The organism is Kosakonia sp. BYX6 (assembly GCF_038449125.1).
GTDB lineage: Bacteria > Pseudomonadota > Gammaproteobacteria > Enterobacterales > Enterobacteriaceae > Kosakonia > Kosakonia calanthes.
Genome location: NZ_CP151800.1, coordinates 1609516 through 1622536 on the forward strand (window position 1 = coordinate 1609516; position 13021 = coordinate 1622536).

Annotated in this window: 8 protein-coding genes; 6 read left to right on the plus strand and 2 right to left on the minus strand. The window is 53.2% G+C overall.

All coding sequences use genetic code 11. From position 1 onward, the window contains the following. Positions 1-60 precede the first annotated feature (60 nt). The gene (gene rcsC, locus AAEY27_RS07555) at positions 61-2907 is read left to right on the plus strand and encodes a two-component system sensor histidine kinase RcsC (RefSeq protein ID WP_342324342.1); all 2847 of its coding nucleotides are present in this window, start codon (positions 61-63) and stop codon (positions 2905-2907) included. A gap of 44 nt (positions 2908-2951) precedes the next feature. Here rcsC and rcsB read toward each other — a convergent pair whose 3' ends face one another. Both rcsB and rcsD read right to left on the minus strand, forming a co-directional pair. Next, positions 2952-3602: a response regulator transcription factor RcsB gene (gene rcsB, locus AAEY27_RS07560; protein WP_342324343.1), complete on the minus strand. Its 651-nt coding sequence runs from the start codon at positions 3600-3602 to the stop codon at positions 2952-2954. 16 nt (positions 3603-3618) lie between these two features. Next, positions 3619-6288, minus strand: a complete 2670-nt coding sequence (gene rcsD, locus AAEY27_RS07565) for a phosphotransferase RcsD (RefSeq protein WP_342324344.1) — start codon at positions 6286-6288, stop codon at positions 3619-3621. 839 nt (positions 6289-7127) lie between these two features. On the opposite strand from rcsD, the gene AAEY27_RS07570 reads away from it, so the two are divergent. From AAEY27_RS07570 to AAEY27_RS07590, 5 genes are all read left to right on the plus strand, one after another. Then, positions 7128-8264, plus strand: a complete 1137-nt coding sequence (locus tag AAEY27_RS07570) for a porin OmpC (protein WP_342324345.1) — start codon at positions 7128-7130, stop codon at positions 8262-8264. A 92-nt stretch (positions 8265-8356) separates the two neighbouring features. After that, positions 8357-9394, plus strand: a complete 1038-nt coding sequence (gene apbE / locus AAEY27_RS07575) for an FAD:protein FMN transferase ApbE (protein WP_342324346.1) — start codon at positions 8357-8359, stop codon at positions 9392-9394. Between the two features lie 72 nt (positions 9395-9466). After that, positions 9467-10528 carry a bifunctional DNA-binding transcriptional regulator/O6-methylguanine-DNA methyltransferase Ada gene (ada, locus tag AAEY27_RS07580; RefSeq protein WP_342324348.1) on the plus strand — a complete coding sequence of 354 codons (1062 nt, stop codon included), beginning with the start codon at positions 9467-9469 and terminating at the stop codon, positions 10526-10528. Further along, positions 10528-11178: a DNA oxidative demethylase AlkB gene (gene alkB, locus AAEY27_RS07585; RefSeq protein WP_342324349.1), complete on the plus strand. Its 651-nt coding sequence runs from the start codon at positions 10528-10530 to the stop codon at positions 11176-11178. The genes ada and alkB overlap by 1 nt, the downstream gene beginning before the upstream one ends. A 74-nt stretch (positions 11179-11252) precedes the next feature. Then, the gene (locus AAEY27_RS07590; RefSeq protein ID WP_342324350.1) at positions 11253-12896 is read left to right on the plus strand and encodes a multidrug ABC transporter permease/ATP-binding protein; all 1644 of its coding nucleotides are present in this window, start codon (positions 11253-11255) and stop codon (positions 12894-12896) included. Positions 12897-13021: the final 125 nt, after the last annotated feature.

The following is a 13021-nucleotide window of genomic DNA, read 5'->3' on the forward strand; positions in this document are numbered from 1 at the left end:
GATTTATCGCTACTTTAACCACACTCTTTTTTAACTTCCTTGTGGCGGAGTTTCCCCAGGTTGAAATACCTCGTCTCTTTTCGCAGTACCCTGAAAGTCTCCCGCTATTTGTTCAGGGCGCTGGCGCTATTGCTTTGGCTGTTGATTGCCTTTTTCTCTGTCTTTTACATCGTTAATGCCTTGCATGATAAAGAGTCGGAAATTCGCCAGGAATTCAACCTAAGTTCCGATCAGGCGCAGCGCTACATTCAGCGTACCTCTGATGTGATGAAGGAGCTGAAGTACATTGCTGAAAACCGCCTGACGGCGGAAAACGGCATTCTCACGTCGCGCACCCGCGGCGACAAAACCGAAGTGCCCGCATTTTTACCGCTGTTCCCGGATTCTGACTGTTCCGCCATGGGTAACTCCTGGCGTGGTTCGCTGGAATCGCTGGCGTGGTTTATGCGCTACTGGCGCGATAATTTCTCTGCCGCTTACGATCTGAACCGTGTTTTTTTGATTGGCAGCGACAATCTCTGTATGGCCGATTTTGGCCTGCGCGATATGCCGGTCGAGCGTGACGACACCCTGAAAAGCCTGCATGAACGTATTGTGAAATACCGCAATGCGCCGCAGGACGAGCGCAGCAACAACGTCTATTGGATGAGCCAGGGGCCGCGTCCGGGCATCGGGTATTTTTACGCGCTGACGCCGGTTTATCTCGGCAATCGCCTGCAAGCATTGCTCGGCACCGAGCAGTCGATCCGTATGGAAAACTTCTACACACCTGGCAGCTTACCGATCGGCGTGACCATTATTGATGACAATGGTCATACACTGATTTCCCTGAACGGGCAGGATAGCGGCATTACCGCCGATCCGCACTGGTTGCAGGAGCGCTCGTGGTTTGGCTACACCTCCGGTTTCCGCGAATTAATCCTGAAAAAGAGCCTGCCACCATCTTCGTTAAGCGTGGTCTATTCAGTGCCGGTGGATCTGGTGCTGGAACGCATTCGCATGCTGATCCTTAACGCCGTGTTGCTCAATGTGCTGGTTGGCGTTGCGCTGTTTACCCTGGCGCGCATGTATGAACGACGCATCTTTATTCCGGCGGAAAATGATGCGCAGCGCCTTGAAGAACATGAACAGTTCAACCGCAAAATCGTTGCTTCCGCGCCGGTCGGCATCTGCATCCTGCGCACGCAGGACGGCACCAATATTCTGAGTAACGAGCTGGCGCATAACTACCTCAATATGCTGACGCACGAAGACCGCCAGCGGCTGACGCAAATCATTTGCGGTCAGCAGGTCAATTTTGTCGATGTGCTGACCAGCAACAATACCAATCTGCAAATCAGCTTTGTGCATTCGCGCTATCGCAATGAAAACGTGGCGATTTGCGTGCTGGTGGATGTCTCTGCACGCGTCAAAATGGAAGAGTCGTTGCAGGAGATGGCGCAAGCGGCAGAGCAGGCGAGCCAGTCGAAATCGATGTTCCTGGCGACCGTCAGCCACGAATTGCGCACGCCTTTGTACGGCATTATCGGTAATCTTGATCTGCTGCAAACCAAAGAGCTGCCAAAAGGCGTCGACAGGCTGGTCACGGCGATGAATAACTCGTCCAGCCTGTTGCTGAAAATCATCAGCGATATTCTCGACTTCTCGAAAATTGAATCTGAGCAGTTAAAAATCGAGCCACGCGAGTTTTCACCGCGCGAAGTGATGAGCCATATTACCGCCAACTATTTGCCGCTGGTGGTGCGTAAACAATTGGGGCTGTACTGCTTTATTGAGCCGGATGTGCCGGTGTCATTAAATGGCGACCCGATGCGTTTACAGCAGGTGATTTCTAACCTGCTCAGCAACTCAATTAAATTTACCGATATTGGCTGTATCGTCCTGCACGTGCAGCGTGATGCGGATTATCTCAGCATTCGCGTGCGAGATACCGGCGTGGGGATCCCTGGCAAAGAAGTGGTGCGCTTGTTCGACCCGTTCTTCCAGGTGGGAACGGGCGTGCAGCGTAACTTCCAGGGCACCGGGTTGGGGCTGGCGATTTGCGAAAAGCTGATCAACATGATGGACGGCGATATCGCGGTGGATACCGAACCGGGTATGGGCAGCCAGTTCACGATCCGCATTCCGCTCTATAACACAGTGCCGTCGGTGCGCGCGGATGTCGACGGGCTGGCGGATACCTGTTGCTGGCTGGCGGTGCGTAACGCGTCGTTGTCGCAATATCTGCAAACGCTGCTTAGCTGGAACGGCATTCAGGTGAAACAGTACGATGGGCGCGAGTTAGGAAATCAAGACACATTGATTTCCGATGATGAACTGGCGCAGCCGTGGACCGGGCGTGCCGCGGTTATTTTCTGCCGTCGCCATATTGGTATTCCGCTGGAACGCGCACCGGGCGAATGGCTGCACAGCGTCGCGTCACCGCACGACCTGCTGGCTTTGCTGGGACGTATTTATCGCGTGCAGGTGGTTGAGCCGCAAACGACCACTGCGTTGCCGGCTGAAACAGCTGATGTGTCGCATAACGACGATATGATGATTCTGGTGGTCGACGATCATCCTATCAACCGCCGTTTACTGGCCGATCAACTGGGTTCACTGGGTTACCAGTGTAAGACCGCGAATGACGGCGTGGATGCGTTGAACGTACTGAGTAAGAACCCGATCGATATCGTGCTCAGCGATGTCAACATGCCGAATATGGACGGTTATCGCCTGACGCAGCGTATTCGCCAGTTGGGCCTGACGCTACCGGTTATCGGCGTCACCGCCAATGCGCTGGCGGAAGAGAAACAGCGTTGTCTGGAGTCGGGCATGGATAGTTGCCTGTCGAAACCGGTGACGCTGGATGTGCTGAAGCAAACGCTGGCTGCTTATGCAGCGCGGGTACGAAACGGCAGGAAATAAATAGCGGAAAAAAAGAACCCCGGCGGGTGCCGGGGTTGCGGGAATTACTCTTTTTCCGTCTGGGTTAAGGTGACGGAGGAGAGATAGTTCAGCAGTGCGATATCGTTATCCACACCCAGTTTCATCATGGCTGATTTCTTCTGGCTACTGATGGTCTTAATACTGCGGTTCAGCTTCTTGGCAATTTCCGTTACCAGGAAACCTTCTGCGAACAGGCGCAATACTTCGCTCTCTTTCGGTGACAGACGTTTGTCGCCGTAACCGCCAGCGCTGATTTTTTCCAGCAGGCGGGAAACGCTTTCCGGGGTAAATTTCTTACCCTTTTGCAGTGCTGCCAGTGCTTTCGGCAGATCTGTCGGCGCGCCCTGTTTCAGCACAATACCTTCAATGTCCAGATCCAGCACGGCACTCAGGATGGCCGGGTTATTGTTCATGGTAAGCACAATAATCGACAGCGCCGGGAAGTGGCGCTTGATGTATTTGATCAACGTGATGCCATCGCCGTATTTGTCGCCCGGCATTGACAGATCGGTGATCAATACATGTGCCTCAAGTTTCGGCAGGTTGTTAATGAGCGCTGTAGAGTCTTCAAATTCACCGACTACGTTGACCCATTCGATTTGTTCGAGTGACTTACGAATACCGAACAGTACAATCGGATGGTCATCGGCAATAATTACGTTCATATTGTTCATGTATTAGGCTACCTTGCTACAGCAAGCTCTTGACGTAAGCGTCAATGTCGCTGATGTAATTTTCTATGCCTGGAGCGTCACTCTCACGAATTAACTGCTCCAGCGTTTCACACAACTGCTTACCAGGTACCAGATTAAGCATGGCAAACACCCCTTTCAGGCGGTGTGCCGTTTGTGCCAGCGCAGCGAAATCGCGCGACGCCGACTCAGTATACAACCTCTTAACATCATCGGGTACTGTGTCAACAAACAGCGCGTAATAGCCGCTGGCGTGGAGTTCGGCGTTTTCATCGCCCCCCAAAGGCGATTCCGGTACATCCCCCTGCGCCAGTTGCTCTTCTATAAGCTGCAATATTGCTCCTTGCATCGCATTGCTCATATTAAAGTTGACGCGCAATTGGCCAGGACCAATTTTCCGCACGCCAGCTTCATCATCGCTTAAAAGCAAGCCGGAGGCAGTAAGATTAGACGGATTATCTGTCAAAAAGAGGTCATATTCTTGACTGGATAGCCGCTCATCCGGGGAAATGCAGCTTGCTCCCCAGTTTTCCAACTGGCGTACTACGATATTACGGATTTCGTTGGACGTAATATCGATCATCGCCACAACGTCATCGAGTAATTTTTCTTCACTTTCTGCTTGCTGTGATCGGGCTGCCATTTTCACATGTAATGAATAACGGGTACCGAGATCTTCGCGCGCTTTGATATTTAAATGGCCGCCCAATTTGCGCGCCAGTTGATCGCACAGCCAGAAGGTGAGGGCGTTGGCTTTGCCATACTGATCGCTCTGCGTATCGTTGAGGAACGGGAAGTGCAGGTTGTCGATCTCGCTGGCGTTCACGCCGATGCCGGTATCAAGAATGCGGAATGTCAGGCGATCCTCCGCCGACTCATCCATATTCACCTCAAGGGTGATTTTGCCCATTTGCGTGGTAGTCACCGCGTACTGAATCAGCAGCAGCAAAATACGGCGCAGCGCATCGCGATCGCCGTGCCGCTCTTCATTGGCCGGCAGATGGTTGTTGATCAATAGCTGCAAGCCTTTGCGCTTGATAACTGGCAGAACTTCCGGCACTACTTCATCGATCAAATCCTGAATCGAGAACAGAGAAGGGGAGCCTTTCCAACTGTCGCTTTCCAGCATATTCGCCAGTTGAATTTCATCCACCAGTTGCACCAGCCTGTCGGCATGACTCGCCAACTGGTTCGCTTCCTCACTTTGCAACGCCGCTGCTTCGCTGGCCAACGCTTTCACCGGCTGTTTCAGCGAGTCCGCGAGGTTGCTCATAAAGGTGGCACGACCCTGCTGGTTTTTCTCGTACAACCGCTGGGCCTGCTTGAGCTTTTTATTCACCAGCACTTCGCGATCCTGGTCGCGAATAATAAAGATCTGCGTGCGCGAGGCGACCTGGCTGCGAAACTGGCGGATTTCATACAATTCATTATTGATGGTCGCCTGGATCACACCCTGGTGCTGATCGGCCATCGCGGTGATATTTTGCAGATTAAGGTGCGGTAGCAGATGGTCGGCGATTTTGTTGCTTAGCACCGTGCGGTTCGCTTCCTGATCGTGCACCAGCAGCCCGAGCGGCAGCAGCGAGACAATCTCTTCATTAAACGCGCGCAGCACGCGTAACTCATTATTCGCACCGGGAGCGGCCAGGTTGTCGGTTTTGCGCCCCGGCTGTTGGCGGAACGTGGTGTAACCGAACAGCGCTAACGCCAGCAAACCAATGTTTAGCAGCAGCGGCAGCAAAACGTTCTGCAATGTATCGAGCATCAGCGTGCCAAACGGCACCTGCCAGACCAGCCGTAAACCGGTTCCGCTCAGTGAAGAGGAGATCTCAATTCGTGAACTGTTGAAATTGACGGAAACGCTGTCGTTCGCTTCTTTATCCTGCCCGCGCGCATTAACGGGTGCGGTATCCGGATCGAGGCGGAAGCTGTCCAGCGTCATGCCCGGCGGAATCAGATCGTTAATCGGCAGATCAAAAGCAACCACGGTCGCTAAATGACCTGGTTGATTGAAGGTGGTACGCAACGTAAAGTAGTGGCCGTTTTGCCAGGCCAGGCGGCGCAGAGAAGAGAAACTTTCGCGCTCATCAAGGGCGTTGGCCTGCTGCAACATCTCTGCGCGGCGCGTATCGACAATATTGCTGATGGTCGAGTCTTTAAAGCCGGAGGTGAGATCTTTGAGCGGCAGCGTCGAGACCAGAATCATGCTGTTATCCTGGCCGTTGAGATAATACATCGACCACGGCACCGTTTCCGCGCCCCACAACGTATCCAGATAGGTCGAAATGCGCTGAGTCATCTCCAGCGTCGAGCTGTCATGCGAGCCGAAAATCAGCGCTTCAGTTTTGCGTCGTGGTTTTTCCAGGTAGTAAACATCCTGCTTCAAACGCGTTTCCTGCAAACCGTCACCGGGTGTGGCGGGAGGCGCTGCGGCGATATTGTCGTAGATTTGCCAGGTGGCATAGCGCCACATATCAATGCGTTTATGGATGGCGTGTGTGGTATCGACGATTTGATAGCTTTTGTCTTTTAGCCAGGCATTGACCGCACTTTGGATCATCACCCCCATCGTTACCAGCAGGACAATAATCAATAAAAGAAAGTAACGGGTAATGTTGCCCGGTATAAGGGAAAATTTGCCAGGGATCATTGTGTCAGATTGACTCATTCGTGTGTGTAACCCGTTATGACAACACTGCTGATGAACCTCAGCATGCGCTGAGACAATATTGCTGCCATGCCGTAAGCGCCGTTTTACTGCACGGCGAGCTTATAGATGTTGTGCTGCAGAGTAGTGTACAGCAGGCAGTATATCGGTAAATGGGTGAATTTCCAGACTCTCTTTGCAGGAAAGGCCTGAATAATGCATGAATATGCATATTTGTGAATCGCAGCGGTCAAAACGTACAGGCGTTAAGGAATTGTACAAATATCTACCGTTTCGTTTGAAACAGATCGCACAAAATAACAAGAGATTAATCACACTATTATGCAAGCAGAAAAAAACTGGCATGTTTGTTGATTAATTAATAGTCATTACAAATTCGCGTAATATGTATTTTTAACGCACTTCTACGTAAAGAAAGGTAAAAAAAAACCGAATGCGAAGCATCCGGTCATAAGAGGGGTAAACAGACATTCAGAATCGAATGACGGTAATAAATAAAGTTAATGATGATAGCGTTGGGTATTTTAGTAGCGAATTTCTTTTTGGGTTTTGCATTCAGTGCTATCAAAATTTCATGCGTAACTTGCTGAATATTATGTATATTTAATATTTATTTGATTATTGATGCTATATTCTTTAGCTATCCGTGCGGAAAAAAGTTCCCTGAAAATTACAAAATGAAACATCTATCATTAAATATGAAACATCTTCAAAGTTTTCGTATCATATTAACGTTGGATTAATCTGGATTTTTGAGCACAATGAATTCGCCAGCTGATTAGAAGGTTGGTCAGCAAGCAGTGGCAATAAAAAAATGCATATAACAGAGGGTTAATAAAATGAAAGTTAAAGTACTGTCCCTCCTGGTACCGGCTCTGCTGGTAGCGGGCGCAGCGAATGCGGCTGAAGTTTATAACAAAGATGGCAATAAATTAGACCTGTATGGCAAAGTTGATGGTCTGCATTACTTTTCTGATGACGACGGTTCTGATGGTGACCAGTCTTATGTTCGTTTCGGCTTCAAAGGCGAAACACAGGTCAATGATCAAGTAACCGGCTACGGTCAGTGGGAATACAACGTCCAGGCTAACAATACCGAGTCCTCAAGCGATCAGGCATGGACCCGTCTGGCATTCGCCGGTATTCGCGTTGCTGACGCTGGCTCTTTCGACTACGGTCGTAACTACGGCGTTATTTATGACGTCACTTCCTGGACCGACGTTCTGCCGGAATTCGGCGGCGACACCTACGGTGCAGACAACTTCCTGCAATCCCGTGCTAACGGCGTTGCAACCTACCGCAACACTGACTTCTTCGGTCTGGTTGATGGCCTGAACTTTGCTCTGCAGTATCAGGGCAAAAATGGCAGTGCAAGCGGCGAGAACGACACTGGTCGTAGCACGCTGAAACAGAATGGCGACGGCTACGGCGCGTCCCTGACCTGGGATCTGGGTGAAGGCTTCAGTATTGGTGGCGCAGTGTCTTCTTCCAAACGTTCTGCTGACCAAAACGCGCTCGGCAATGACGCGCTGTATGGCCAAGGCGATCGCGCTGAAGTGTACAGCGGCGGCCTGAAATACGATGCCAACAATATCTACCTGGCTGCCCAGTACTCTCAGACCTATAACGCAACGCGCTTTGGTAATTCTCAGAGCACCAGCGACATCTACGGTTTTGCCAACAAAGCGCAGAACTTCGAAGTGGTTGCTCAGTACCAGTTCGACTTCGGTCTGCGTCCGTCTATCGCTTACCTGCAATCTAAAGGTAAGGACATCACCAACAACACCGGCACGGCTAACTTCGGTGATCAGGATATCCTGAAATATGTTGATGTTGGCGCGACTTACTACTTCAACAAAAACATGTCCACCTACGTTGATTACAAAATCAACCTGCTGGACGACAACACCTTTACTCGTCAGGCTGGCATCAGCACCGACGACATCGTTGCACTGGGCCTGGTTTACCAGTTCTAAGTTCATAACGAACAGTGCGAAGGGGCCGAAAGGCCCCTTTTTTATTGCCCGATTTTTGATGTACGCTTGCCGCCAACAAGGAGATAACAAAAATGGCGATGACTTTTCTTCGCGCCGGTGTGGTTGCGGTGCTCTTCGTTTTAACTGGTTGCGACAGCGATAACCCGGCAAAGCCAACCGTGCTGGAAGGCAAAACCATGGGCACATTCTGGCGTGTCAGCGTCGTCAATGTTGAGCGCCAGCAAGCGCAGGCACTCCAGCAAAAAATTCAGACGCAACTGGATGCCGACGACCACTTACTGTCGACGTGGAAAAATGACTCGTCATTAATGCGCTTCAACCACGCGTCCAGCACCGTGCCGTGGCCGGTGAGCGCCGCGATGGCGGACATTGTCACCACCGCGTTGCGGGTAGGGGATAAAACCGATGGCGCAATGGATATTACCGTCGGCCCGCTGGTGAATTTATGGGGATTCGGCCCGGATAAGCAGCCGGTGAAAACGCCGGATCAGGCGCAGATCGCGGCGGCGAAAGCCCGAACGGGCCTGCAACATTTAGCCGTGATCAATCGCGCGGGCGAGCAGTTTTTGCAAAAAGATCTGCCGGATCTGTTTGTTGATTTATCCACCGTCGGTGAAGGTTACGCAGCGGATCATTTGGCACAACTAATGGAACGGGAAGGCATCGCGCGCTATTTGGTCTCCGTTGGCGGCGCGCTCGCCAGCCGCGGCATGAATGCGCAAGGGCAACCGTGGCGCGTGGCGATCCAGAAGCCAACCGATCGGGAAAACGCCGCGCAAGCGGTGGTCGATATTAATGGTCACGGCATCAGCACTTCCGGCAGTTATCGCAACTATTACGAACTCGATGGCAAGCGCATCTCGCACATTATCGACCCGCGCACCGGTCGCCCCATTGAACACGCACTGGTGTCGGTGACGGTGATTGCGCCAACCGCGCTGGAAGCCGATGCCTGGGATACCGGCTTAATGGTGCTCGGCACCGAGCAGGCGAAAGACGTGGTGAAAAGGGAAGGGCTGGCGGTGTTTATGATTATCAAACAAGGCGAGGGCTTTACCACCTGGATGTCGCCGCAGTTTTCCGCATTCCTCGTCAGCGAAAAAAATTAAACCGCAAGATTGCGGGTGTCTGAAAGCGTGCTTACGGGCACAGTGGGGCTAAGCTTAACTGAGGAGCCTGACATGAACGATACCACTTTATTAGATGATCAACGCTGGCAGGACGTGCTGGCGCGTAACCCGCAAGCGGACGGTCAGTTCGTGTTTGCCGTGCTGACCACCGGTATCTTTTGCCGTCCTTCCTGTACGGCGCGCCACGCCCTGCGCCAGAACGTCCGTTTTTATCCGGATGTGCAAAGCGCCATTGCCGCAGGTTTTCGCCCGTGCAAACGCTGCCAGCCAGATAAAGCCCACCCGCAACAACAGCGGCTTGATAAAGTCGCCAAAGCTTGTCGCCTGCTGGAGCAAGATTCGCCGATAACGCTCGAACAATTGGCTGAGGCGGTCGCGATGAGCCCGTACCACTTTCACCGTTTATTCAAATCCGTTACCGGGATGACGCCGAAAGCCTGGCAACTGGCGTTTCGCGCCAGGCGTTTGCGCACCACCCTCGGCGAAAACAACACCATTACCGACGCGGTGCTGGCGGCCGGTTTTCCCGACAGCAGCAGTTATTATCGCCAGGCGGATGCTGCGCTGGGCATGACCGCCGGACAGTTTCGGCGTGGCGGCGAAGCGTCGGATGTCTGGTTCACTTGTAGCCGCTGTACGCTGGGGCATTGCCTGGTGGCGGAAAGCGAGCGCGGCATCTGTGCGATTTTGCTGGCAGACAGTGATGAACAATTGCTTGAAGAGCTGCGCAATCTGTTTCCGCATGCCCGCCGGGCGGAGGGAAACGCGGCGTTCAGCGAACGCGTCGCGCAAGTGATTCGCCGTCTTGATCATGCCGATTCGCCTTTTACCCTGCCGTTAGATTTGCGCGGTACTGCTTTTCAGATGCGGGTGTGGCAAGCGCTGCGAGAAATCCCCGCTGGCGAAACCGTCAGCTATCAGGCGTTGGCGATGAAAATAGGCAAACCCGGCGCGGTCAGAGCGGTAGCCAGTGCTTGCGCCGCCAACAAGTTGGCGATTGTCATTCCCTGCCACCGCGTGGTGCGCCAGAACGGCGCGCTTTCTGGTTACCGCTGGGGAACGGCGCGCAAAGCGCAACTATTGCAGCGCGAAGCAAATGAAGAGGAGACCTGATGCTTGATCTGTTTGCCGATGAACAACCCTGGCAGGAGCCATTGGCACCCGGCGCGGTGGTATTGCGCCGCTTTGCGCTGGCGCATGTCGATGCCCTGCTGCGCGGCATTGCGGATGTGGTCAGCCAGTCGCCGCTGCGCCATATGGTGACGCCCGGCGGTTATACCATGTCGGTGGCGATGACCAATTGCGGCCGGCTTGGCTGGACCACCGATCAGAACGGCTACCTTTACGCGCCGCAAGACCCTGAAACCCAACGACCGTGGCCAGAGATGCCGCAAGCATTTGTCCGTCTTTGCCATGCGGCGAGTACCGCAGCCGGTTACCCGGATTTTCGCCCGGATGCGTGCCTGATCAACCGTTATGCGCCGGGCGCAAAACTGTCGCTGCATCAGGATAAAGATGAGCCGGATCTGCGCGCGCCCATTGTCTCTGTCTCACTTGGCTTACCGGCCATTTTCCAGTTTGGCGGCCTCAAGCGAAACGCTCCTTTGCAACGGCTGATGCTGGAACATGGCGATATTGTGGTGTGGGGCGGCGAATCACGCCTCTTCTATCACGGCATTGCGCCGCTGAAACCTGGCTATCATCCGGTGACCGGCGAGTGCCGATACAACCTGACTTTCCGCCAGGCGAGCAAGGGCGAATAAAAATAAGAATTATTCTTGATGTAAATGATTAGCCGTTTAAACTGCTGGCTGTTTTTGTTGACCGGGTTGTCATTATGGAACTTCTCCTGCTTGTCTGGCGGCAGTACCGCTGGCCGTTCGTGGCCGTGCTGGCGCTCACCCTTGCCAGCGCCGCGTTTGGTATCGGGCTGATTGCCTTTATTAACCAACGATTGATTGAAACCGTGGATATGTCGTTGACCGTGCTGCCGGAATTCCTCGGACTGCTGCTGTTATTAATGGCGGTTACGCTCGGTTCACAATTGGCGCTCACCACCCTCGGCCACCATTTCGTTTACCGTCTGCGTAGCGAATTTATTAAACGTATTCTCGACACACCGGTTGAACGCATTGAGCAACTGGGCAGTGCTTCGCTGCTGGCGGGTTTAACCAGCGATGTGCGCAATATCACCATCGCCTTTGTTCGCCTGCCGGAACTGGTGCAGGGCATTATTCTGACGGTGGGTTCCTGTATTTACCTCGCGACGCTCTCCGGCAAAATGCTGGTGATCACCGCGCTGTGGATGGCGTTAACCATCTGGGGCGGCTTTGTGCTGGTTTCACGCGTCTACAAACATATGGCGACGCTGCGCGAGACGGAAGACAAGTTGTACAACGATTTCCAGACCGTGCTCGAAGGGCGCAAAGAGCTGAATCTCAACCGCGAGCGCGCTGAACATGTGTTCGAGCAGATGTATCTGCCGGATGCCCGCGAATATCGCCACCATATTATTCGCGCCGATACCTTCCATCTAAGCGCCGTGAACTGGTCGAACATTATGATGCTCGGCGCGATTGGCCTGGTGTTCTGGATGGCGAACAGCCTCGGCTGGGCGGATACTAACGTCGCGGCAACCTACTCGCTGACGCTGCTGTTTTTGCGCACGCCGCTGCTCTCGGCTGTTGGCGCGCTGCCAACGTTATTAAGTGCGCAGGTAGCGTTCAAAAAACTCAAACAGTTTTCATTGGCACCGTATAAAGAAGCGTTCCCGCGCCCACAGGCATTCCCCAATTGGCAAACGCTGGAACTGCGCGATGTCACGTTCAAATATCAGGACAACGATTTCGCCATTGGTCCGGTCAACATGACTCTGAACCGCGGCGAACTGGTATTCCTGATTGGCGGCAACGGTAGCGGGAAATCGACGTTGGCGATGCTGCTCACTGGCCTGTATCAGCCGGTGTCCGGCGAAATCCTGCTGGACGGTAAACCGATGGCGCAGGATAAGCCGGAAGATTACCGCAAGCTGTTCTCGGCGGTGTTCACCGATGTCTGGCTGTTTGACGATCTTCTCGGGCCTGATGGCAAACAGGCCGATCCGGCGTTGGTGGAGAAGTGGCTTGAGCAGTTAAAGATGTCGCACAAGCTGGAACTCAAAGACGGCAAAATCCTCAATCTGAAGCTGTCGAAAGGGCAGAAAAAGCGCGTTGCGCTGCTGCTGGCGCTGGCGGAAGAGCGCGATATTCTGTTGCTGGACGAATGGGCCGCCGATCAGGATCCGCATTTCCGCCGCGACTTCTACCAGGTATTGCTGCCACTCATGCAGCAAATGGGCAAAACCATTTTTGCCATCAGCCATGACGATCACTACTTCATTCACGCCGATCGCCTGCTGGAGATGCGTAACGGCCAGCTTAGCGAGCTGGTCGGTGAAGAGCGCGCGCTGGCGTCCCGCGACGCCGTTTCCCGCACTGCCTGATGTTTTTCTTCCCCCTTCTTCGGAAGGGGGGCTTTTGCCGCTTTTTTATCCAATCACCCGCGTTGTTTATTATTTTTTACAAAGCTGCCGCTATGCTTAAGGCTGTTCCGCCCTTAACTCAGGGC